Consider the following 24,552-nt stretch of genomic DNA (forward strand, 5'->3'; position numbering starts at 1 on the left):
GTGCCGCGTTAACCCGATTCTGCGGTTATCTCGGGCCGTTGGAGGCCTGCGGGCAGCGTGTTAACCCGATTCTGCGGTTATCTCGGGCCGTTGGAGGCCTGCGGGCAGCGCGTTAACCCGATTCTGCGGTTATCTCGGGCCGTTGGAGGCCCGCAGGCGCCGAGTTAACCCGATTCTGCGGCTATCTCGGGCCGTTGGTGGTCTGCGGGCACCGCGTTAACCCGATTCTGCGGTTATCTCGGCCTGTTGGTGGTCTGCGGGCAGCGCAGCCATAGACGGAAAATCAAACAACCTTGCTCCGATGACGGTTCGTCGGGACAAGGTTGTTTTCGTCATGCCTATTCTAAATAATCTATGATGCGTTAGCTGGAGCCCCGTGGACAACAGCTAAAGCCAACGCGCATGCCGCTTCCCGCTAGACGGTCGAGGTCAAACGGAACCGCGCTTCGGCCGTATCGCGGCTGTTCGGACCGACGTAGACGATGAACTCGCCCGGATCGCTGGCGAACGTCAAGTCCGCGTGATAGTAGCGAAGCTGCGGCTCGGTGATCGTGAAGGACACCTCGGCGGACTCGCCCGGCGCCAAGACGAGCTTGCGGTAATCCTTCAGCTCCTTGACCGGCCGGACGACGTCTCCGGCGACGTCGCGCACGTAGAGCTGGACGGTCTCCTCGCCGGTCCGCCGCCCCGCGTTCGTCACCCGGACGGAGACGGTCAGCTCGCCGTCCGCGCGCAGCTCGGCGGCCGACAGCCGCGGCGCCTCGTAGGCGAACGTGGTATAGCCGAGCCCGTACCCGAACGGATAGCGCGGCTCGTTCGGGATATCCAGATACTTCGAGACGTAGTGGTCCGGCGCGGTCGGGACGTTCGGGCGGCCGGTATTGTAGGCGTTGTAGTACACCGGCACCTGTCCGACCGCGTGCGGGAAGGACATCGCCAGCCGGCCGGAAGGCGACGCCTTCCCGAGCAGCAGGTCCGCGACGGCCGCACCGCCCGCGCTGCCCGGGAACCAGGCTTCCAAGACGGCGTCAACCTGATCCGCGACGCCGTGCAGGTCGAGCGGCCGGCCGTTGAACAGGACGGCGACCGTCGGCTTGCCGAGCGGCTTCAGCGCCGCGATGAGCGCGAGCTGCGCTTCGGGGAGCCGGATGTCGGCGCGGCAGCTCGCCTCTCCGCTCATCCAGGCATGCTCGCCCAATGCCAGCACGACCGCGTCGGCTTCGCCGGCCGCCTCTATCGCAGCCGCAAGCTGCGCCTCCGTCGCGGGCGCATCGACGCCGCAGCCCTCCGCCACGATCAAGCGGGACGCGTCCAGACCGGCGGCCGCCAGTCCGTCGCGCAACGTGACGGCATCCTCCTTCGCCCCTTGCCAGGACCAAGCGCCGAGAATGTCGCCGCTCTGCGCGAACGGGCCGATCAGCGCGATCTTGCCCGTACCGGCGAGCGGCAGCACTTCGTTGTCGTTCTGGAGCAGCACGCACGACTTGACGGCCAGCTCGCGAGCGGACGAGCGATGCGCCTCGCAAAACACGATCTCCCGCTCCCGTTCGGGATCCGCCCCGCGCAGCGGGCGCTCGAACAAGCCGAGCTTGCTCTTGAGCTGCAGGATGCGCAGCACGGCTTCGTCTACGAGCCGTTCGTCCACCCTGCCGCTTCGGACGAGCTCCGCCAGATGGTGTACGTAGCACGGCGTCATCATCTCGATGTCCACGCCGGCACGGATCGCTTTGTACGCGGCTTCCGCTTCGTCCTCCGCGACGCCGTGCGGGATGAGCTCTTTCACCGCGCCCCAGTCGGAGATCAGGATGCCGTCAAAGCCCCACTCCTCGCGCAGCAGCTTCCGCATCAGCCAGGCGTTGCCGCTCGCGGGGATGCCGTCGATCGTATTGAACGAAGTCATCACCATCTCGCAGCCTTCGTCGAGCGCGGCCTTGTACGCCGGCAGGTAGAACTCCCGCAGCAGGCGCTCGGACAGGTCCACCGTGTTGTAGTCCCGGCCGGCTTCGGCCGCGCCGTACGCGGCGAAGTGTTTGACGCAGGCGGCGACGCGGTCCGTGTCGCCCGCGAGATCCTGGCCTTGGAAGCCGCGGACGAACGCGCGGGCGAATAGGTTGTTCAGATACGGATCTTCGCCCGTCGACTCCATGACCCGGCCCCAGCGCGGATCCCGGACGAGGTCGACCATCGGCGCGTAGGTCACGTGAACGCCGGAGACGGCGGCCTCCCGGGCCGCGATCTCCGCGCTCCGCTCCGCGAGCGCCATGTCCCAAGAGCATCCGATCGCGAGCGGGATCGGGAAGATCGTCTTGAAGCCGTGCACGATGTCGGACATCACGAGCAGCGGGATGCCAAGCCTGTTGTGCTTCAAATGATTCGTCTGAATGTCGATAACCTGCTGCGCGCCGGACAATCCCAGCACGGAGCCCGCGTTGCGCACTTCCCGCTCCGTCACGCCCAGCGACGCCATCGGTCCGGTGATCATGCCCGCGTCGTCCGCGCCTTTGAAGAACGGAGTGGCCAACTGCAGCAGCTGCGCGACTTTCTCATCCAAGGTCATCTGCCGAAGCAGGGATAACAGTTGTTGATGGTCCATGTTCCGCTCCTCTTTCTCTTTCTCTTTCTCTTTCTCTTTCTCTATATCATCTCTATCCCATCTCTATCTATTTCGCGATCTGCATCTCGATCCGTTTCAAAGTCTATTTCGCGATCTATTCCTCTATGCAATCTCCCTATCTATTGCCCGCTGTCTGCCGCCGGCCGCCGATCCCGTTCTTCCTGCCCGCCCAAGCACAAGGCCATGCCTTCCCGCGCGGGAGCCGTGTTCATCATGTGGCGCCAGACGAATCCGGTGCGGTAGTTCTCGATCATGAGCAGCGTGATGCCCTTGTCGATGCCGATGACGTCCTCCGCGTACCATTCCGGGAACGCGTCGAGATTGTAGGCATCCTGGAAGCCATAGGGTCCCCACAGCTTCGGATAGTTCTCGTAGTAGTGGCGAAGCGCCGCGATCGACAGCTCCGGCGTGAAGACGATGGAGCCTGCAGCCCCGCAAGGCGGGATCGTCCCGTCCACGTAGTCCCGCTTGGTCGTATTCGGGTCTGCCCCATACCCGCCGTGATATCCGCGCGGCCCGTCGCAAGCGGTCAACCCCCAGGACGACGGCCCGAACGTCTTCGACCGGTCGGCATGGTCGATGCAGAACTGGCGGTTCGCCAGCGTCGCCTGGACGGAATTCTCGAACCAGTCCACCCCGCGCCGGTCTTGCCGGCCGCGAAAGTCGAACCAGGCATGCGAGAACTGGTAGACGAACAGCGCGCCCCCCGTGCTGTGAATGACCGGTCCATACTCGCCGTAGTATCCGACGTACCGGACAAAATCGTCGAACATATCCGCCGGCACCGGATGCGTCGGGGAGGCCGCGCCGAGGAAATACATCATGAATTGCTCGGCATAGTGGTCCCAAGTACCGAAGTGCTTGCCGCTGGCGTCGTCGTACCCCATGTAGAACTGGTTCGTCTCCGGATTCCGGTACCAGTCCCATTCCACGCGCTCGTAGATCGCCTTCGCGAGCTCCCGCGCCTCCCCGCCGAAATATTCGCCCGCCGTCAGCACGCCGCAGATGCAGATCGCCGTGTCGATGACGGACACCTCGCACCCGCCGTAAGGCTCAGCCGTATCGATATCGAGAAAGTGGAAAAAGAAACCGTGACGCTGCGCCGCATGATGCAGGCAAGTATGCAGCGTGCCGCGGGCGCGCTCGTAAGCCTCCTCGCGCGTCACCCACCCCCGCTCGGCCCCGATCGCCAGCGCCGTCAATCCGTAGCCGACTGAGGCGATGCTCGCCATGCTCGGCAGGCCGGGCGCCCGGTCGCGGATAAGCCCGTAGCCGGGACTGGACGGATCGGCATTCGCTTCCTTCCAGAAAAACCGGAAGCTCCTCCTGCTCTCCAGATCCAGCAATTGTTCGTCGGTCAATCTCTCCATCTCGTTCCCCCTAGTTGCGTCGTAGTACCGATGTCCTTACTCCCGTGCCTCCCTCGGCTTAGGACGCACCGGTCTTGGCTAACCCTCGAACCGCACCGTCAACCGATCGTCGACCTTGGCATGCTTGTTGGACCAGACGCGGTAGAACGCATCCGCCCGTTCCACCCGGTAATCGTCGCTCTCCGCGATGACGCGGGCGGTCTCGAGCTCGATCCAGTCGCGCGCCTGCGTCAGGCGGAAGGCGATCGCGTTCGGCTCGACGCTCGTGATCTCGGCGGACGAGCAGCGAATGTTCACGCCGTTAAAAGTCACATTCACAGGCAGCATGACGCCGTCCCGGCTGCCGAGCGTCAGCTCGCGGCCGCCGAACAGCGGCGTTCCGTCCTCGTAGAGGCGGAACGTCTTGTCCAAGCCGTCGAGGTTGAGCAGATGGATGAACCGCTCTCCCATCGGCGAACGCATAGACGTCATGAAGATGCCGTGATGCGCGCAGTCGTGCGTTAGCCCCGGCTTCGCTCCAAGCCGTTCGAGCGCGGTGCGGTACAGGGCGATGTCCGTCCGATAGCGGGCGGTCAGGACGATCGCGCGGCCGCGGCCGACCGCGAGGTCGAAGCCGCAAGCCTCCCCGCTCCCGTACAGGCGGAAGACGGTCTCCGTTCCCGCTGCCGCCTCGAACGTCTGCGCGAATAACGTCCGCACTTCCGGCCGCGGCGCGGCCCATCCTTCGGTGAGCACCGACGGGTAGTAATGCGGCGATTCGCGATGCTCCCGGAGGAAGCGAAGGCCCAGCGCATCCGCCAACACGCGGCAAGGACGGCCCTCCATGTCATAGAGCGGCACTTCCCCGTACAAGAGAACCTTCCCGCCTTCTCTCAAGTATTCCGCCAGTTTGCGCTGCACCTCGCCGTCCATGTATTTCGCGGACAGGAGGGCGAGCGCGGGTACGGCATCCGCGCGCAGCGGCTTGTTCTGAATATCCACGGCTCCGAAGCGATAGCCGGCCAGCAGCATCGCCCGAGCCAGCGTCTCCCAGCTCCAATGGGCGCGGTTCGCCTCGAGATCGTCGTAGATCTCCTTCATGATCGCGCTGCCCGGATAGCGCGATTCCGTCATGTAGTAGTCGGGGATGAAGGCGAACGAGACCGCGTCCCGTTCCTCGTCCATGACCGCGAGCTTCTCCGAGACGGCCATGACCGCCCCGATGCCGCGGGCCATCCGGGGAAACGTATAGTTCAGGTCGCCGTCCGGCCCGACGGGAGCCGCGAAGCCGTGCCGTTCGCCGGTGAACGCGACCCTGTCGTTGCCGTCGCCGGGCCGCTGGTCCAGCACGCCGTTGCGCCCGCCCGCGAACAAATAGTAATTTACGAGCCGATTGCCTTGGGCGACGCACATCCGCATCTTGAGATCGGCCGCCGACGGATCGTAGCGCGAGCCGTACGTCTCGCCGAAGTTGCCGTCGCCGCAGTTGAACTCGACGGACGTGAGCGGCTGGTCGGCGTCGTGGACGGCGTCCATAAAGCCGTTGATCAGATACAGGTCCTGGAACGTGTCCATGTTCAGATCGCCGAAGTAGATGTCGGAGCCGGAGATGACGCCCGGCTTGCCCTCGTACGACTCGTACAGCTGGCTGATGCCGATCGGGTAGGTGAAGCCGCGGCCGCCGCCCGTCCCGTGGATATTGACTACGAACGGCACGCCTGCCGCGCCGTAAGCTTCGGCGTAATCCCGCAGGATGTCCACGTACCGGGAGAACCGGTGCCGCATATAGCGTCCCAGGTCCAGATGCAGCGCGGGCGCGTACGCTTCTTCGGGCGAGCGGATGGCCGTCCGGCGCGCGTCCCGGTCCTTCGGGTCGAACGGATACCGCTGCGCCAATGCTTCGGCGGGGTAGCGGTCCCCGAGCCAACTCGCGAAGTCCTCCATGACGCGCTCCGTCAGATCGGGACCGTTGCTCACCCAGGACAGCATGCCGATCTCGTTGTCCAGCTGGATCGCGATGATGTTGCCCCCGTTCGGCTGCAGCCGGGGCGCGGCGACCGCCATTACCGCTTCATACCAGCGGCGCGTCTCGATCAGGAACCCGTAGGCCAGATAGTCGGCCGTCTTCGTCGTCGCCGGACGGCCGTCCCACCCGAGCGGGATGATCTCGGGATGCTTGCGATAGATCCAATAGGGGAGCCCTTCGTTCTTCATCTCCGCCATGATGAACGGGCCCGGCCGTAGGAAAAAGTAGAGTCCGTTGTCCCGGCACAGATCGATGAAGCCGGCCAAGTCGAGCTCGGGCCGCGTCTTGCCTTCGAGATCGATCTCGCCCTCCGTCTCCTCGTGGCACAGCCATGGCACGTAGCTGGCGACGGCGTTGCAGCCGGACAAAATCAGCTTGTCGATGCGGTCCTGCCACTCCTCCCGGCGCAGCCGGTAGTAGTGAATCTCGCCGCAGAGGATCAGGACCGGGCGGCCGTCGATTCGAATCTGCTTGCGGGTGATCTCAATCATGGGAATCTCTCCTTGTGGCGGCTAGACCGATCGCTTTCGCGCCGGCTTGCACGTATTCGCTCTTCATATACCAGTCCCAAACCCTGCCGCTCCGGTAATTCTCGATCATGAGCAGCGTGATGCCCTTGTCGATGCCGATGACGTCGGGATCGACCCACGCGGGATCCGTCTCTTCGTTATAGGCGTCGGCCAAGCCGTATTTCCCCCATAGCGCGGGCTTGCCCATATAATGCGACGCGAGGGACGCTTCCGGCGTGAACGGCAGGGAGCCGAGCGCGCCGGCGGGCGCCAACGTCCCGTCGGTCCGGTGCTGCGCGTCGTCGAGACTGGAGGGCGGCGAGCCGAACAGGCCGTTGTAGCCGTCCGGGCTGTCGCTCGCCGTCAGTCCCCACGCGTTCGGACCCAGCGTCCGGTACGCCTTCGACTGGTCGATCGCGAACTGCCGGCTCGCCGCCGACGCGGCGACGGAGTTCGTCCACCAGTCGACCCCTTCCCGGTCCTCGTAGCCGCGGAAGTCGAACCAGGCGTGCGAGAATTGATGCGTGAACAGCGAGCCGAACCACGAATGGATGAACGGTTCGCCGTCCCCGTAAGCCCGCGTGTCCCGCTGGAACGCGTAGAACATCTCGCCGTCTGCGGGATGCGTCGGCGACCCCGCCGCCAGGATGTACATCATGAGCTGCTCCGCATAGAAGTCCCAGTGCCCGGAGAAGCCCGCTTCGGGCGAGTAGCCCATATAGAACTGATTGTTGGCCGGATCGCGGAACCAAGGCCACTCCACCTGCTCGGCAAACTGCTTGGCCTTGGCCTCCACCTCGCCGCCGAAGTAGACGCCCGCGACGAGGGCGCCGTTCACGGCGATAGCCGTATCGATGACCGACACCTCGCTGCCGCTCGCCCGCGTCCCGTCCGCCTGATTCAGGAAGTGGTACAGGAAGCCGTGCTCCTTGGCCGCGCGGGACAGCAGCGTCTCGATCGTGCCGAGCGCCCGGTCCTGGGCCTCGTCATGGCCGATCCAACGGCGCTCCGCGCCGATCGGCAAGGCGGTCAGCCCGAAGCCGGTCGAGGCGACGCTGGCGAGGCCCGGATTGCCGGGCGCCCGATCCGCGACGAGGCCGTAGCCGGCGCTCCCGGCGTCGGTATTGGCCTCCTGCCAGAAGAAGTCGAAGCTCGCGCGGCTCTCCCGCTCCAGCATCTCGTCCGCTTGGGCGTCCGGCTTGCCAGTCGCGACCGCCCGGCTCGGCTCGCCGCTCTTCGCGCACCCGGCGAGGACCGCGGCGGCACAGAGCAGCAGCAGCGCCCGCTTGATTCGCAGCATTCGCAGCATGGGCATCGTTCGCAACATTCGCATCATTCGCAGCCCCCCGTCATTCCCCCGTCAGCCCGGTCTTGTCGACGACCTGCGTGAAGTATTTCTGCGCGAACAGGTACAAGGCCAAGAGCGGCAGAACGATGAGCAGCGTGCCCGCCATCCGGATCGCCTCGTTGACGTCCGTGATCTTGGCGCCGCCCGTGTACATGGCTTTGAACGAATCGTTGAACGTCTTGAGCTCCTGCGGCAGCGTCGTCATGGCGTTGCCCAGGTACAGCGAAGCCAGGTACGTCTCGTTCCAGTGCCATACCATCGAGAATAGAAACACGACGACGATGGCCGGCACGGAGATCGGCAGGATGATCCGGTAGAACGTCTTCAGCGCCCCCGCGCCGTCGATGGAGGCCGCCTCCTCCAGCGCGACCGGGATCGTGCGGAAGAACTGGACGAAGATGAGCACGAACAGCGCGCCCCGCAGCCCCTGGGCGAACAGCCCGGGCACGATGAACGGCAGCGGGGTCTCCAGCATGTGATATTCCTTGAACATCAGGAACATCGGAATCATGACGACCTGCTTCGGCACGACGAACGTGATCATCATGAGCGCGAACAGCACCGGCTTGCCGGGGAATTTGTACTTCGCGAAGCCGTAGCCGACGACGGCGCAGGAGACCGTCTGCGCCACGGCCGGCAGGACGGAGTTCAAGAGCGAGGTGCCGAGCGCCTGCATATAGTGGAGCACGTGCCAAGCCTGGGTGTAGTTGCTCCACTCGAGCTGCCGGGGGATCCAGCCGATCGTCGGATCGAGCAGATCCTTCAGGCTCTTGAAGCTCTGCGACGTCATGAACAGCAACGGATAGACGTATACGAATCCGACGATGACGAGCAGCGCGTACACGACGGTCTTGAGCATCAGTCCGTCGTTGCCCTGCCGTCCCCACAGCAGATGCTTGGCCTTGTCCGTCCAGCGGCGCGCCTGCTTCCGCCAGTCGGCCGTCGTCCCGATCCGGGTCTCCGTCGCTGTCGTCTTCAAGTCTTCCAAAGTCGGTCCCTCCCTATCTTCCATTTCCGGCATAGGCCGCGTTCTCCCGGTTCCGGAACAGCCAGGCGACGAGCAGCAGCACGACCAGGACGACCGCGAAGAAGATCCACGCCAGCGCGCTCGAATAGCCGAAGCCCGTGCCCACCTGGAACATGTTGTCCTGGATCAGCTTGATGACGTCGCTGAACGTGTTCGTGAACAGATCGACCGTCGTATAGATGAGATTGACGAGAATGAACGGCTTGACCTCCGGCAGCGTGATTTTCCAGAAGATGACCCACGGCGACGCCCCGTCGATGGCGGCCGCTTCGTAGACCTGGGTGTTCACCTTCTGCAGCGCTGCCAAGAAGATGAGGATCTGCACGCCGGAGTACCACAGGATCAGGATAAAGCGCTTGATCACGTCGATCAGCGGGCTCGACCATGCCTGCGACAGATTGTCCTCGAGATAGGCGATCACGCCGGACTGGTCCATCAGCGGGATCGTCGCGGCGCCTTGCGCGAACAGCTCCTGCACGACTTCGCCGCTCGTGATGACGACGGGCAGGAAGAAGATCGCCCGGAAGAACTGCCGTCCCCGGATCGGCTGGTTGATCAGCAGCGCGACGAACAGGGAGAAGACGATGACGATCGGAATCATGACGACCGTCGACTTCACGAAAGCCAGCAGCTTCTGGATGAACGCCGGGTCGGTCAGGAAGGCGTCCTTGTAGTTGTCCCAGCCCAGGTAGGTCGTCTGGATGCCGTACGGCGTGATCGCGACCTTGTGGAAGCTCATGAACAGCGAGAAGTACAGCGGGTATGCCATGAACAGCAGGAACCCGACAATCCACGGCAGCACGAGCATGTAGCCGATGAACGCTTCGCGCCGCGGCTTGTTCAGCCTCAGCTTCGGCTTCAGCTTCATGAACGATCGCCTCCCGTCACGGCAAAGTCGCGGGCGGGAACGCGGACCGTTCCGTCGCTGTATTCCTGCCCGGTATAGTTGATCCAGATGTCGACGCCGTTGTCGTAGCGGACTTGGACGATGCCGTAGTCCGGCACCGCGCGCGCGATCATGTAGGCGTTCCGCACCGGCTTCAAGGCTTCGTTGGCCTTGTCGTACAGCCGCTTGATCTCCGGCGCCCAATCTTCGTACGCGGTCGAGAACAGCTCGCTCGACGGCGTGTTCTGCAGCTTCCAGGACGGCTCCTTCGTGAGGATGAACGAAGGATAGGCGCCGTATTCGATCATGCGCAGCATACTCTCCGACGGATCGGCCTGGTGGTTGGCGTAACCCTCGTAGTAGTCGACGACGCCGTGCAGCGCCATCTGGACGAACGGCACCGTATCCGTCGTGTACATGAACTGAGACGACTCCATCGGCACGTTCAGGATCGATTCGGCATGCTTCAGCATGTAATCGTTCGGCTCGTTGATCGCGAGACCCAGCGATCGCTTGGCCGCTTCGTCCGCCAATCGCCCGTACGCCCCCACCGCTTCGGTCCGGTTGACCGGCTGCTTGCCGCCATAGTCGGAGAACAGTATGAAGCCGGTACCGTCCAGCGTCAGATGCGTCAGCCCGTCCTCCCGCAACGACGCGAAGTCGTCCGTCGCGAGACGCAGCGCGGTCGCCGGTCGCAGCAGATAGCCCTTCATGTCCTTGTACAAGGCATTCACGAACTTGCTCACGTACGAATACTCGGCCAGCCGGTCGGTCACCATCCGCGCGGCGTCCGACCGCACGCTCGTCCGCGGGCTGCCGCCGAGCAGGTCCGTATAGTTGGTGTACAGATGCAGCGCGATTTGGCGCTGCTGCGCGTAGTTCCGCAGCGCTTCGAATCCGGAGCGGCCTCCCAACTCCCCGGCGTATGCCGGCTTGGCCGGACGGACGCCGTTCAGGCCGCCGGCGTTCCAGCCTTTGAGCACCGCCGTGACGCGGCGGACGCCCTGCCGCTGCAGGTCCTCCAAGATCGCTTGGGCGTCCGCGAATGAGGTGAGCTTCACGACGTGCTTGCTCAGAATGCCGGGCTCGATATCGCCGCCCAGGAAGTCGATCTGCACCGGCACGTCGCCGGCGTCGGCGCCATCGCCCGCGGCTCCGCTCGCTTCCGGCAGCATGCCCCGCGCCTGCAGAGACGCGCGGTAGGCTGCCGCCATGCCGGCGTAGTCGGCCTTTTTCCCGCTCAGGAAGGCGTAGCGAACCTGCTTGTCGCCCTCCGTACGCTGCTTCGTGAACGCGTTGATGCCGCCCATCGACTGGCTGGTCGGCTGGAAGTAGGCGTAGCGGATCTCGAATCGGGGCGATATCCAGTAGAAGTTCGTGTTCACCCCGCTCGGATAGGCGACGATCTCCGCGTTCGTCTGTCCCTGCTCGACCGTGCCCATCAGGGCGTTGCGCTCCGCGCCGTGCACGATGCCGAATACCGGGTAGGACACCCGGTTCGACCATCCGAAGCCCGTCGTGGTCATGTCATGGCCGTAGATCTGCCCGACATAGGGCTCGTCGAACCGCGTCTGATGGTCGGTGAAGCGGATGAGCGCGCCGCTGCCGTCCGGGATGAACAGATAGCCCGGCACGTCCGCCCGTCGAACGGCGCCGAGGAAGGGATACAGTTGGATGGACGCGAGGCGGCCATTCCCCTGCTCCTCGATCCCGTCGCCGGGCAGCGTCACGGACAACCCTTGGTCGTCCAGCGCCGTCCGCACGGTCAGCCGGATCCCGAGATCCGCGAGCGCGTACGTCACTTCCATGCCGTTCGGGATCGGCTTGGCGGCGACCGCCTTGCCTTGGAGCGAACGATAGTTGCTCGTTGCGAGCGCTTCGTCCTCGGCGTCGAAGTATTCCAGGATGAACGGCGACAGCATGACGTTCTTCCAGTCGTCGTTCAGCTCCTCCTTCGCCATCGCCCGCTCGTCCGGCACGGAGGACCAGACGTAACCGGTCGCCTTGTTCTTGATCTGAATCGCGTACGTCTCCATGTTCATATAGAGCGCGAGACTGCCGTTATCGCCGACAAGCTTGAAGTCCTTGCCGACGGGAATGACCGGCACGTATTGGGCGGGCGGCTCGGGCGACGTATAGCGGTTGGACTGGAAGAACGCCAGCTCCTCCTGCGCGTTCGGGACGCCCGGCTGCGGCGCGGTCTGGCCCGTCTCGCCGAAGGCATGGGCGATCGACCCGGCCAAGAGCGCGGCCCCGAGCACGAGGCCGAAGCGGACGATAGCGTTACGTTTAGGCACGATACTTCACCTCTTCCGCGATGCTGCGCACGAAATCCCACACCTGACTGGACAAGCCGAAGAAGATAAAGGCGATAAGCGCCATGACGGCCATGCCGGACAAGGTAATCGCGACGTTTTTGAACGTTTCCTTGAATTCGTAGCCGTGGATCTCCTTCACCATGAGGAGGAACAGCACGATGCACCAGAGGATCATGAACAACCGGCTGTAGTCGTATACGACCGACTCCATCAAGGTGAGGCCTTTGGACAGGAAGGCCAGCGGCACGCCCAGCACCAGGTAGGGACTCAGCGCATAGATCGAGCCCTTGTAGACGTCCTTGAACTTCCCTTCGCCGTCGTTAATGACGCTAACCATGTAGTTGCATACGATCCAGGCGAAGAGCGGCACGAACAGCTTCAGCAGCTCCGAGACGAGGCTGACCTGCAACGGATCGGTACCGCTGAAGAGGAAGCTCGTCTGATACACCTCGTACAGCCGGACCGCCGCGAGCGCGATCAGGAGGAGCGTCGCCGACAAGACGGACGCGCGGCCGCCGGTCAGCTCCTCGTAGCCGTCGATCGGATGGCGCAGCATCCGAAACGCATGAAACAGCTGGCTGACGAGCCGGATTCGGCGGAACCGCCTTAGCGCGTCTACGACCGGCGCGCCGAACCGGTACTTGCGATACAGCCGCTTGACGACGGTCCAGACGACGAGGATGCCCGCCAGGACGAGGATCGCCGTCGAGACGTGCTTCATCAGCCACGACCGGCGCAGCTCCCAGTACGTGTTCGAGTACTCGCCTGCGTTCTTCGCGAACTTGAGCTCCTCGAACGCCAGATCGAACTTGCCCTGCTTGTAGTAGGCGAGGCCGATGCCCACGTGGGCCAGATCGAACAGGCTATCCAGCCGCAGCACCTGGCGCCATGGCTCGAGGCTCTCCACGTACTTGCCGTCCAGGTACAGGGAGGTCGCCTTGAACACGAGCAGCGCGAACGGCGTCGGCTTGAACAGCTGGATGTTGCCGCGTTCCTTGTCGAGCACGTACAAGAGGCCGTTCCCGTTCACCGCGATGCCCGACGGCGACGTGAAGTAGCCCAGGCTCTGATAGCCGGAGTCGATCCCGCCGAAGGCGAACAGCAGGCTGCCGTCCTTGTCGTAGACGAAGATCATGCCTTCGGTCGAATCGGTCGCGTAGATGTTGCCCGCGCGGTCGACCGTGATGTCCGCGAAGGTCGGACTCATATAGGAAGACGAGCGCAGCAGGTTGTCGCCCGCCACGTTGAGCTTCTTGACGCTGCCGCTCCCCAGGCCCACCGTCGCGGTGAAGATGAGGCCGTCGTCGCCCACGGCCACGTTGGTCGGGGACGGCGGCAGCTTCTGCGACAGCTGGCTCATCTGCTTTTTCGTGAAAAAGAGCTTCTGCATCGCCCGCTCCAGATTGAACCCGACGCGGTTGCCGCCGAAGTAGCCGAGGAAGTCGCCGTCCGGACTCAGCTCCACGAGCCCCTGGATGAGGCCTTCGCCGACGATGTACAGATTGCCGCGCTTGTCGACCGTGATCTTCTTCGGCTTGAACGCGTTGTTCTTGCCGAACAGCAGCGACTCCGGCTTGCCGATCGTCTTGATCCGCTTGCCGTCGCGGTCGTAGATCGCGATCTGCTCGGCGCCGTAATCCGCCACGTACAGCTGACCGGATTCGTCGACGTAGAGACCCGTCGGCTCCTCCAGCTCGCCTTCGCCGATGGCCCGGATCAGGCGGCCCTTGTCGTCCAGCTCCAGGACGCGGCCGTTGCCGGTATCCGCGACGTAGAGACGGTTGCGCCCGTCGATGAACAGATCCTGCGGCTGGTCCAGCGCGGCCGTGATCTCGCCCTTCTCCTCCCGCGCGGCCGAGCCGGCACCGAACATGCCGTAGCCGTCCAGCGCGCCCATCGGCACGTAGGCCGTCTGCGTCAGCCGGGGATAGCCGTCCTGCTTGAAGGTGAAAGCGGCGTATTCCGCGCTAGCGGGAGACGGGAGGGCGACCGTCAGCAGGGAGAGGATCGCGGCCGCCAACAACGCGGATTTCCATTTGATCAGATGCTTCATGTGCGTCTCCCCTCCTCTACTTCAGCCCCGAATGCGCCATCGTGTCCATCACTTTGCTCTGCATGAAGATGAAGATGATCAGATTGGGGATGAACATGATCAGCGCCGCCGCGGCCGCCACGCCTTGGCCCGCCACGTTGTTGCCGATCGTCGTGCTCAGCGTCGTCATGTAGAACGCGAACGTCTTGAGCGTCTCCTTGCTCATGTACAAGCTGGACGTCTCCGCGTTGTTCCACACGGTCTGGAAAGCGAGGATGGCGACCGTAGCCATCGCCGGCTTGATGAGCGGCATCACGATCCGCAGGAACACCGCGGTGTCCTTGGCCCCGTCGATCGCGGCCGCCTCGATCAGCTCGTTCGGGATCTGGTCCACGAACTGCTTGACCAGGAACACCCCGACCGGGAGCGCCAGCAGCGGCAGGACATGGCCCCAGTACGTGTTGATCAGCCCCAGCTTCTCCACGACCAGGTAGCGCGGAATCGTCACCGCGGCCGGCACGAACATGAGGGCGATCGTGTTGATCTCGAACAGCGTCTTGCGCAGCTTGAACTTCTTCTTCGACAGCGCGTACCCGGTCATCGCGCTCGTCAGCAGCGCGAGCGCCACGACGGCGGCCGAGACGACGACGCTGTTGAACAGGTACTTCGTCACCGGGATGACGGTCATGTCCTTCAGGCTGAGCAGCGTGACGAGGTTCTCGATCGTCGGCTTCTGCACGATGAAGGTCGGCGGGAACATGAACAGCTCGTCGAGCGGCTTCAGCGCCTGCGAGAACATGAACACGATCGGCAGAATCATGACGAGGCCGAGCGGGATCAGGAAGACGTAGAATTTCACTTGGCCGAAGCCGAAGCGGTTCGGATTGATTTTGTTGCCGTGGAAGGAAGCCACCGAATCACCTTCTTACGCGATATAGATCGATATGGATCGAACGCTTGTCCAGCCACGACGGGACGGCACACCTGGCACTCCCATAGGACCGCTCTGATTGGACGCGCTCCACAGGTCGCCCCGGCTGACGCTCTCTACAGCGTCCCGGCGCGGCACTTTCGTCGCTGTAACGATACTTTTTATCGTTACAGCGCCCCGGGTGCGGCACTTTCGTCGCTGTAACGATACTTTTTATCGTTGCAGCGTCCCGGCGCGGCACTTTCGGCGCTGTAACGATACTTTTTATCGTTACAGCGTCCCGGCGCGGCACTTTCGCCGCTGTAACGATACTTTTTATCGTTACAGCGCTCCGGCGCGACATTTTCGTCGCTGCAACGATACTTTTTATCGTTGCAGCGCCCCGACGCGGCACATTCGGCGCTGTAACGATACTTTTTATCGTTACAGCGCCCCGGGCGCGGCACTTTCGGCGCTGTAACGATACTTTTTATTGTTACAGTGCTCCGGGTCGGCTTACCCTCTTGTAACGTCTTCAGCCCGCCCAATCAATCCTTGTCGCCGAACAGCCGCCAGGCCACTTTGGAAAATCCGTAGATGATGAGCAGCAGGACCACCGAGATGGCCGAAGCGTAGCCCATGTCATAGCGGATAAAGCCGTAGTCCGCGATATGGTTGATGAGCAGTTGGCCCGAATATTGCGGCGTCGGGTTCGTGCCGGACAGTTGCACGCCGATCTCGCCCGCCTGGAAGGTGCCCACCACCGCCATGACCGCACCGAACAGCATCTGCGGCTTCATGGAAGGGATGGTGATATACCACACCTCCTGGAGCCGGTTCTTGATCCCGTCCATATAGCCGGCTTCGTACATCTCCTTGTTGATGTTCAGGATGCCGGCCATCATGGCGAGGAAGCCGACGCCCATGCTGTTCCACAGCGTGACGACGATCATGATCGGCATCAGGTAGTGCGGCGACTGCGTCCACTGGATCGGCTCGTCGATCAGCCCCACCTTCAGCATGAAGGCGTTCATGTATCCCGCGCTGTCGCCGCTGAACAGCGTCAGCCAGATGACCGCCATCGCCACGGCCGCCGTCATCGAGGGCGAGTAGAGGGCGAGCGCCAGCACCGTCCGCGACTTGCGCGGGATCTGGGCCAGCAGCCAGGCCAGCCAGAAGGACAGAATGTACCCGCCCGGGCCGACAAGGAGCGCGAACTTGATCGTATTGGGCAGCACGTACATCATGAATTCGCTGTCTTGGGTGAGCAGGTTCACGTAATTCTGCAGGCCGATGAAGACCGGCCGCTCCACCGTGTTGAAATAGGTGAACGAGAGAGCGATGGCCGCCCCGACCGGGATGACGATGAACAAGCTGAACAAGATGAGGTAAGGCGCGAGAAAAGCGTACGCCGACAGCTCTTCCCGCATCCCATGCTTCATCCGCTTCCCGAGGAAGAAGGAGCGCTCCGGGCTGGACGCCTTCATCGCCGAGTGTGCCGGATGCGCGGCATGTGCCGGATGCGCGGCATGCGCCGGATGCACCGGATGCGCCGGGTGCTCGGTATGCGCGGCATGCGCGCCTGGGGTTCCTTGCGCCGATTCATTCATGGTTGACTCCCCTGCCTTTCCCCTCCGGACAAGGTCGGCATCTGCAGCGGTTTGATCCACGCGCCGTCCTTCATGAACCCGAATTCCTGAAGCTTCTTGGCCAGCTCGCGATTGGTCAGGATCGTCGCATCCTCGATCGCCCGCCGCGGATTAACGCCGTTAAACACGATCTTGTTCCACGCGTCGCTCAGCTGCCGCTCCAGCATGTAGTCGCCGGGCACATGCGGCACATCCTTGAGCCATCGCCACTGCTGCTGCACGACCTTGATGTGCTCCGCCGGCCAAGCCATCTGCTCGAACGCCTCCAGATTGGCCGTGTTCCACATGAAGGTCGGACCGTAGATCGTCTGCATCCGGTTGCCGAATTGAATCTGCGTCTCCGCGGACGTCCACCACTTCAGCAGCTCCCACGCATCCTGCTGCCGCTTGCTGTTCTTGAAGATGATCGACGTCTGCGCGGTGCCGGCCGCCCAGCGCTCCACGGTGCCCGCCTCGTTCTTCACGCCGGGCATCGGCGCGATCTTCCACAACCCGCTGATCTCCGGCGCCGCCGACATCAGCTGGATATAGGTGGTGAAGTTCGAGATGCCGATCGGCAGGCTGCCGTCGCGGAAATGGTTGTAGAAGACGGGTACGTTCAGCGGCAGATTGTACACGGTGAACAGGTCCGTCATCTCCTTGATCCCGGCGATGGCGCTCTCGCTGTCGATCGCGGTCTTGCCGCCGTCCGGCGTGAACAGCTCGCCGCCGTGCTGATAGATGAACGGCGAAGTCAGCCAGATCTGCTTGTTCCCGCCGGTCAGGGCGAGCGGATCGAAGAAGTTCAAGCCGTACCGCTGCAGATCCGGCAAGATCCGCTTCACGTCTTCCATCGTATCGGGCACCGGGAGGTTCAACGCGTCCAGAATATCCTTCCGGTAGAACAGCACCCAGAAGTCCTGCGTCTCCGGCAGCGCGTAGGAGCCCCCGTTGAATTGGTAAGGCAGCATCGTGCCGGGGGCGAACCGCTTCGCGATCTCGGCGTAATCCGGGAATCGGCTGAGGTCGGTCAGCGTGTTGCGGGACGCCAGATTGAACGGCGTCGTCGTGTTGATCGACAGCGCGGCATCCGGCGAGTTGCCCGCGGCGTTGGCCAGGATCAGCTTGGTCTCGTCGGGCATGAGCGAGAACGACACTTTGATGCCCGTCTGCTTGGTGAATTCCTCGTTCGCGAGCTGCTGCATCGCCATGACGTACTGGCGGGGACGGTTCACCCAGATCTGCAGCGCGTCGCCGCCGTTGTCGTTGATCTTGGCGTAGTCCTTGGTGAAGGAGCCGAAGAACACCGACGCGTTTGCCTTCATCCGGCTGAAGAAGCCCGCATGGGCGGAAGGCAGCTTCTTGTCCGCGTAGACGTACAGCCGGTCCAGCGTGAGCGGCTGGTTCGGCAGCTTCGCGAGCGTCTTCCCGAGCAGCTGCATCACCGAGCCGGATCCGCCGTTCAGCCGGGACGACTTGTACGGGATGGCGTTCGGGTCCTTGGCCAGCTCCCGCAGAATCTGCGCCGAGATCTTCATCGACTTCGACGCGTCGGTCGTGGTGCCGATTCGCTGCGTCAATCGCTCCGTCTGCGCTTCGAGCTTGCCGGCGTACTGCTCGAGCCGCGCCGCCGCGTCCGGGATCTGGTCCGTTAGGTCCCAATCCCGGTTGGCGTCCTGAGTGTTGCCCGTGGCCATCTTGAGCTGGATGATGAATTCGTTGACGCCCTTCATGACGTCCTTGACCGCCAGGATCGTCTCCCGGTAGGGGACATCGTTGGCCATCAGCGTCAAGGTGTGCTCGCCCGCGGTCAGACGATAGAGGTAGGGCTCCCCCTTCTCGTCCGCGAGGACGCGGTTCGTCCAGCTCTTCTCGTAAGGGAACGAGACCTGCCGCATCTCCTCGAACGGCAGCGCGCCGTCGAGCCGCAGCGACCGGTACACCGGCATATCCGTGCCCGTATCGCTCTTGATCTCGATCTGCTTGTATTTAAGCGCGATCCGGTAGTTGCCGTCCTTCGGCACTTGGAACTTCCAGGTCACGTCCTGGCCGCTGACCTGCCAGGAGTCCCCGCCCAGCGCGTTCAGCCGCATGCTGCCGCTGCTGAAAGGGACCGCGGAGGGGTCGCCGTCCGCCTGGGCGCGGATGAACGGCTCGTTCTTCATCTCGATGTTCTCGGCTTCGATCGTCTCGATCGCGCTTGGCGCCGGATCCGATCCGATCATCCGGCTATATTCGGCATAAGTCGGCACCGTCTCCGGGCTCGCGATCACGATCCGGCCCAGCAGGATCGGTTCGCTGACGTAGGGCAGCGTGATCTCGTTGTCGCCCGCGCGGAGGCGGAACAGCAGCGCGCGGTCGTCCGCGGACGCCGGGTCCGACACCTCCTGGGTGCGCCAGCCGGGGATCATCTCCTGGTCGGGCAGCACGTCGTTGCCTAGCAGGTCCTTCGCGAACGGGTAGACGCCGTTCTTCCAATACTTCGCGAGCTTGAACTGCCGGGCTTGGAAGTAAGGGTACTGCCCGCCGATCTGCAGTCCCCGCTCGATGGAGATAACCTTGCTCGTAAGCGGATAATAGTCGATCTTCATCCGATACAGTCCGTCTTGAGGAACATGGACATGAAAAGAAACCGACGGCGTTTGCTCGTCCCACCGGAAAGCCGGCATGTCATAGCCTTCGCTGCCGGACGCGGCCTCGAGCGGTGCCGGACGGCCCTGAACGGCGAACGACGAAGGCAGCACCTCCTGCTCGAAGCCCGCCGCCGGCCGAACGCCTTCCTGCTCCCATTGGCGCAGGACGTCGAAGTAATCCGCTTCGACCACCTGCCTGACGACTTCCTCCCGCCCCGGCTTGCCGTCCGCCTGCCGCCCGCTCTGCGCGTCCCCTTTCGGGTCGTCCTTCTTGCCGCCGAACAGCGCGTCGAGCACGTCCTCCTTGTCGGTGCCCGAATTCGCTTCCGCGTTCTGCGCATCGCCCACGGCATGCGCTTGGGGCACGGGCACCGGCATGCCGGACATCGTGACGGTTCCGAACAGCAGCATGTGGGCCAGGACGACGGCCATCATCTTTCTCTTCATGTCCTCACTCCCCCTACGGCGGAAGGATCCCTCCCTATTAGCCGAAGGGAGGGATCGCGTCGTCTGCTATTTCGTCGCCGCGTCGATTTGCGTTTGATTCTTGGTGAAGATATCCATCGCTTTTTTCTGAATGTCCTTCGCTACATCCTCCGGCTTCACTTTGAGAGAGACGAGCTCTTTCTTCGTGTCGTACGGATTCAGCACTTTGTCGATGATCTCGGCGTCGCCCGGCAGCCACTTGTACCCGTCGACGAAGCCGTCGGGGATCATCGCGATGGCGTCCTTCAGGCCGGGCGCCGTATAGGACGTGCTCATGTAGGCGTCCCATACGTCGCGGTCGTTCAGCAGCGGCAGCGAGGTGATCGGCTTCTCGATCTCGTTGATGCGCTGCGTCCAGCCTTCTTTGGAGTAGGTCAGCCACTTGATGAATTCGAACGCTTCCTTCGGATGCTGGGTGTTCGCGGCCATGCCGATGTAGTCGGTGATCAGCGGCACGCGCTGACCCTTGCTGCCCGGGAGCGGCAGGAAGTCCCACTTGAACTTGCCGTTCTTGGTGACGTCCGCGAACGCCCAGTTGGCGTCGATCTTCATGCCGACCTTGCCTGCGACGAAGGCGCTCTTGTCTTTGCCGTACCATTTGTCCTGCTCTTTGCGGTCATACAGGTCCACGGACGTCTTGTCGTTGTATACGACGTTGTTGATCCAGTGGATCGCTTCCGAGAAGGCCGGCTTGTCGAAGTTGAACTGCTTGCCGTCGTACGTCAGCCAGCCCAGCGAAAGGTCGAACTGCGGCACGAACAGCTCGCGCGCGCCCAGCAGATTCTCGACGCCGAACTGGTGGTCGCTGACTTTGGTGAGCTTCTTGGCGATCTTCTCGAAGTCCTTGATCGTCCAGTCCTTCTTCGGCAGCGGGATGTTCTCTTTGTTGAACAGGTCGACGTTGATCATGACGCCTTGCATGAACAGCTGGTGCGGCAGCATGTACTGCTTGCCGTTGTAAGCGCCGGTAGCGCTCAGATTGCCGAAGATGTTCTCGGGCTTGTAGTCCGCGTCCCCGTCCAGGTACGGCTTCATGTCCGCCAGCCAACCGTTCGCGACGTTGGACGGTCCGTTGAAGACGAAGAAGACGTCCGGCATCTTGCCGGCTGCGGCCGCGGCGCCCAGCTTCTCGTCCCACGGCCAGGTGACCGACTTGTCGATCTCGATCTTGATGTTCGGATGCGTCTTCATAAAGGCGTCCAGCTTCTTCTGTTCGACGACCGGGTCGTTCCAGGTCGCGTACTTCAGCGTCACGACTTCGCCCGAGGGCGATTCGCTAGGCGACGCGCTCGTGGTCTCGGAAGCCGAGGCGGAGGGCGATGCCGATGCCGACGGACTGGCGCTATCGCTCGAATTGACAGCGCTTGCAGAAGGGCTCGCATTGCCGCCCGACTTGCCGCCGCAGCCGGCGAGCAGCCCGATCAGCATTACGGAAGACAGAATCAAACCGACCGATTTTTTCATAGTGACGTTCCCCCAGCTTGATAATGTGATGATCATGCAATCCCTGCTAGCTTGCTTAAGCTCACGCGTGGTGTCCGTTCCTTAGGCCTGGAGCGCCATCACCTCCAAACAAAGTCTACATGCGGATGCGGTACATGGATCGATCGGATTCGGACACGCCCGTCGGCCGGCGCGGAGCGTCGCGAGAGACATTCAGCCGGCAAGTCGGCTTAGAAAAGCCGGCATCCGCTCAGAGCGCGGGTCCGCGGACCAACTGCGCGCCGCAGGAGTCCCGAACGACGAGCTCGGTATCCAGCAGGATCGAACGCGGCTCGTCCATCGTCTCCTGGAGCGCCTGGAAGACGACATGCGTGACGAGCGTGCCCCATTCGTGCTTCGGATGGCTGATCGTCGTGAGCGCCGGACGGACGAAGGCGGCGAGCCGGATGTCGTCGAAGCCGACGATCGCCACGTCCTCCGGGATCCGGTAGCCCGCTTCCGTCAGCGCCTGGATCGCGCCGATCGCCATCTCGTCGTTCGCGGAGAAGATCGCCTCCGGTACGTTGCCGCTCATGATGAGCGACTTCATCGCCTGATAGCCGCCGCTCTCGGTGAAGTGACCTTGCGCCGTATAGGAGGCTTGATAGGGGAGATCCGACTCGGCGAGCGCGCTCTTGAAGCCTTCGAGCCGCTTCTGGTTGTTGTAGGAGCCGACGCCTCCGCTCAAGTAGCCGATCTTGCGGTAGCCCAGGCTGATTAGATGCTTGGCTGCCGTGCTCGCTCCCTGGACGTTGTTCACCAGGACGTGGTGCACATGGTCGGCCTTCAGCTCCCGGTCCATCACGACGATCGGGAAATCCTTCCTTGCAACCTGCAGGATCAGCTCGTCGGGAATGGTCGGGCCGAAGACGATGGCGGCGTCGAACTGCTTTTCCCGCAGGAAGCGGTTGGCCGAGCCTTGATGGTTCCCCGGCGTGCTGCAGGCCACGAGATCGTAGCCGTTCGCGATGACGACCTCCTCCAGCCCTTGGATGATCGAGCTGAAGAACGGCCCGCCGAAGCCGGTGAGGAACAGCCCGATCGTCTCCGTCTTCCGCCGCTTCAGGTTCCGGGCGACGGCGTTGGGCCGGTAGTCCAGCTCCTCGATCGCGGCCCATACCTTCCGCTTCGTCTCATCGCTGATTCTGGGGTCGTTGTTGATCACGTACGAAGCCGTGGAGACGGCAACGCCCGCTTGTTTGGCGACATCTTTGATCGTGGCCATAGCGTCCTCCCGAGGGTGAATCCGGTTTATATTGCGGATTTGTTGAATCGTTTCAATAAGATATTTCTACTATAAGCCATATTGTTAACGCTTGCAAGATGATTTTTAAACAAAATTTGTGAGAAATATTAAAGAATAATGATTGAAGAGGATAGTCGATTTATTTTTGTTGAAACGATTCTACAGATTCGCACAGAAAAGCATTGTCTCTTTCGTGCGGATACGATAGGCTGGGCAACTTTCTCAAAGCACGTAAAAAAGCCCTCTCTCGCAAGCGAGGGAGGGCTTGGTAAACAGTAGCATCAACCGATCTTGATCATGGTTAGGGCAAGAAGGAGCGGGGGGCGAAGCGAAGCAATTTGCCCACAACAAAGCGCCCGGCTGATGAGAGCCCGGGCGCTTTACTATGGTTTCGTCGCTCAAGCCAGAATCCGAAGAGGCGCGAACCCCAAACTCGGCAGCAGCTTCTTCTCATACAAGGTCATCGCCTTGGCATCTCCGACTCAGTCCGTTACTTTCTCCATGATGCCGGCCGCTACCTCTTCCCAGCGCCGCTTCATCGCCTCCCTCGCGTGCGCATCCCTTAGCTTTTCCTGATGAAAACTAATCGTGGTCTTCTCAGGGTCGGACGAACTCGGGATGAGGCGAATCTGCAGCGTCGAATGCTGCTCCCACCCCTTCGGCTGCCAAGTCATACGGAGCTGGCGAACAGGATTCACCACCCGCAGTTCGCCCGTAGTCCCTTCCTCGGTCGTATAGCGATGCCCCGCTTGCAGTTCTAATTGGGACAGCTCCCCCAACCACAACTTGAGCCCTTCCGGTGAGAGCAAGAATGCCCATGCTCGCTCTGGCGAGATCGGATAAGTCCGTCGAACGCCGATTTGGAATCCTGCCGAAGCCGTCTGTCCTCTCATCACGCATCTACCCTCTCATTCAAGTGTGCTCTTGCTAACCTCTACCCGTCGAAGAAGTCAGGGCGTCAGCGCCCTAACGAACAGCTCGATGCTCGACTCCATAAATTCTAGCATCGTAAGACTGGTGATGAGCGACGCATTTCCGTGCAACGAAGTCATGAAGGCCCCGTAGTTCATCCACAAGAAAGTCATCGCCTGCGCCTCTGTGCTGGTCTCGATCAGCTTGCCTCTCTCCTGCATGGCAGCGAAATAATTCTTCAGCATCTCCTTCAATAGCTGCGGATGCCGCTGCGCCTTCTCCCGCAAATCGATCAACTCATCGTCCTTGAGGACGATCATGAACATCCTGCGGTTGCGGTTCATGATCTCATGATAACTACGGCTGATCAGACGCAGATCCGTCCGTAAGTCCCACACCAACTGCTCCCGGAAGATCGACTCCATCGTTCCCGTGTAGTAGAACCGGTCGACGGCCGCGCCGAGCAAGTTCATCTTGCTCCCGAAATTCCGGAATAGCGTCACCTCGTTTACGCCGGCAGCCGCCGCAATCTCCTTGGTAGTTACGCCCTTGTACCCTTTCTCGGACATCAGCTCGATCGCGGCTAAGAGGATCTTGTCTTTGTTGTTCAACGTGTCCATCGTCTCCATGTCTTCCTGCTGAATGCAAGTACTTACTTGCATCGTATGCCTTCAATATATCCAGGTTCACCGGGATTGTCAAATGAAATGCCTTCATCTATGCCGTAAATGGCTAAGTACTCAAAACAAAGAGCTGCCCGTTAGACAGCTCCACATCACTCTAAACGATATTAAATTCCATGGATTAGATTCCACATCCGTCTACGATGGTAAGGATTTTCAGGATCTATGCAGCAATTCATCAGCCACTGGGCCGCGTTCTCTCTTTGTTCGGGTGTGACCGGCACTCCCAAACAATCGGATAGCCGATCAATCATCTGGCAGCACTTGCCGTGGTCTTTTAAATCTTCAAATCGATGGGACCTAAGAATGCCGCAAACGCGGTTGAAATGCAGAGGGTTCATGAATTTACACCGGAACGTCCTCATTAATTGCGGGTCAAGGTATGGCATAATTCCTCCAATTCCTCCTTTCGTATTGATCGTTTTCTCGCCATTAAAGCTTTCTCCGGCTTTGTGGCGGTTAG

Annotated in this window: 16 protein-coding genes; all 16 read right to left on the reverse strand. The window is 62.1% G+C overall.

Annotation, left to right across the window (positions count from 1 at the left end; all coding sequences use genetic code 11):
* Nucleotides 1–415 precede the first annotated feature (415 nt).
* Nucleotides 416–2,638: a beta-glucosidase BglX gene (gene bglX / locus H7C19_RS15915; protein WP_313731711.1), complete on the reverse strand. Its 2,223-nt coding sequence runs from the start codon at nucleotides 2,636–2,638 to the stop codon at nucleotides 416–418.
* 95 nt (nucleotides 2,639–2,733) lie between these two features.
* Entirely contained in the window at nucleotides 2,734–3,984 is a 1,251-nt protein-coding gene (locus H7C19_RS15920) for a glucoamylase family protein (protein WP_185143644.1), read from the reverse strand.
* 78 nt (nucleotides 3,985–4,062) lie between these two features.
* Nucleotides 4,063–6,480: a beta-galactosidase gene (locus H7C19_RS15925; RefSeq protein WP_185143645.1), complete on the reverse strand. Its 2,418-nt coding sequence runs from the start codon at nucleotides 6,478–6,480 to the stop codon at nucleotides 4,063–4,065.
* A complete protein-coding gene (locus tag H7C19_RS15930) occupies nucleotides 6,473–7,831 on the reverse strand; it encodes a glucoamylase family protein (RefSeq protein WP_246469543.1) in 1,359 nt (452 codons plus the stop codon). Before H7C19_RS15930 ends, H7C19_RS15925 begins: the two co-directional genes overlap by 8 nt.
* A 16-nt stretch (nucleotides 7,832–7,847) precedes the next feature.
* Entirely contained in the window at nucleotides 7,848–8,834 is a 987-nt protein-coding gene (locus H7C19_RS15935; RefSeq protein WP_246469544.1) for a carbohydrate ABC transporter permease, read from the reverse strand.
* A 13-nt stretch (nucleotides 8,835–8,847) separates the two neighbouring features.
* Entirely contained in the window at nucleotides 8,848–9,741 is an 894-nt protein-coding gene (locus H7C19_RS15940) for a carbohydrate ABC transporter permease (protein WP_185143646.1), read from the reverse strand.
* Nucleotides 9,738–12,056, reverse strand: a complete 2,319-nt coding sequence (locus H7C19_RS15945) for a DUF5696 domain-containing protein (protein WP_185143647.1) — start codon at nucleotides 12,054–12,056, stop codon at nucleotides 9,738–9,740. Before H7C19_RS15945 ends, H7C19_RS15940 begins: the two co-directional genes overlap by 4 nt.
* On the reverse strand, nucleotides 12,049–14,130 hold the full coding sequence (locus tag H7C19_RS15950; protein WP_185143648.1) for a YIP1 family protein: 2,082 nt from the start codon (nucleotides 14,128–14,130) through the stop codon (nucleotides 12,049–12,051). The genes H7C19_RS15945 and H7C19_RS15950 overlap by 8 nt, the downstream gene beginning before the upstream one ends.
* 16 nt (nucleotides 14,131–14,146) lie before the next feature.
* Nucleotides 14,147–15,022: a carbohydrate ABC transporter permease gene (locus H7C19_RS35490; protein ID WP_185143649.1), complete on the reverse strand. Its 876-nt coding sequence runs from the start codon at nucleotides 15,020–15,022 to the stop codon at nucleotides 14,147–14,149.
* A gap of 185 nt (nucleotides 15,023–15,207) precedes the next feature.
* Nucleotides 15,208–15,567, reverse strand: a complete 360-nt coding sequence (locus H7C19_RS15960; RefSeq protein ID WP_185143650.1) for a hypothetical protein — start codon at nucleotides 15,565–15,567, stop codon at nucleotides 15,208–15,210.
* On the reverse strand, nucleotides 15,568–16,461 hold the full coding sequence (locus tag H7C19_RS15965) for a carbohydrate ABC transporter permease (protein WP_185143755.1): 894 nt from the start codon (nucleotides 16,459–16,461) through the stop codon (nucleotides 15,568–15,570).
* A 164-nt stretch (nucleotides 16,462–16,625) separates the two neighbouring features.
* On the reverse strand, nucleotides 16,626–19,727 hold the full coding sequence (locus tag H7C19_RS15970; protein WP_185143651.1) for an extracellular solute-binding protein: 3,102 nt from the start codon (nucleotides 19,725–19,727) through the stop codon (nucleotides 16,626–16,628).
* 66 nt (nucleotides 19,728–19,793) lie between these two features.
* Nucleotides 19,794–21,230, reverse strand: a complete 1,437-nt coding sequence (locus tag H7C19_RS15975) for an extracellular solute-binding protein (protein WP_185143652.1) — start codon at nucleotides 21,228–21,230, stop codon at nucleotides 19,794–19,796.
* A 229-nt stretch (nucleotides 21,231–21,459) separates the two neighbouring features.
* On the reverse strand, nucleotides 21,460–22,473 hold the full coding sequence (locus H7C19_RS15980) for a LacI family DNA-binding transcriptional regulator (protein WP_185143653.1): 1,014 nt from the start codon (nucleotides 22,471–22,473) through the stop codon (nucleotides 21,460–21,462).
* Between the two features lie 503 nt (nucleotides 22,474–22,976).
* Entirely contained in the window at nucleotides 22,977–23,387 is a 411-nt protein-coding gene (locus H7C19_RS15985; RefSeq protein WP_185143756.1) for an SRPBCC family protein, read from the reverse strand.
* Nucleotides 23,388–23,444: 57 nt separating this feature from the next.
* The gene (locus H7C19_RS15990; protein WP_185143757.1) at nucleotides 23,445–24,035 is read right to left on the reverse strand and encodes a TetR/AcrR family transcriptional regulator; all 591 of its coding nucleotides are present in this window, start codon (nucleotides 24,033–24,035) and stop codon (nucleotides 23,445–23,447) included.
* Between the last annotated feature and the right edge of the window lie 517 nt (nucleotides 24,036–24,552).

This window comes from Cohnella nanjingensis (assembly GCF_014212125.1).
Lineage (GTDB): Bacteria > Bacillota > Bacilli > Paenibacillales > Paenibacillaceae > Cohnella > Cohnella nanjingensis.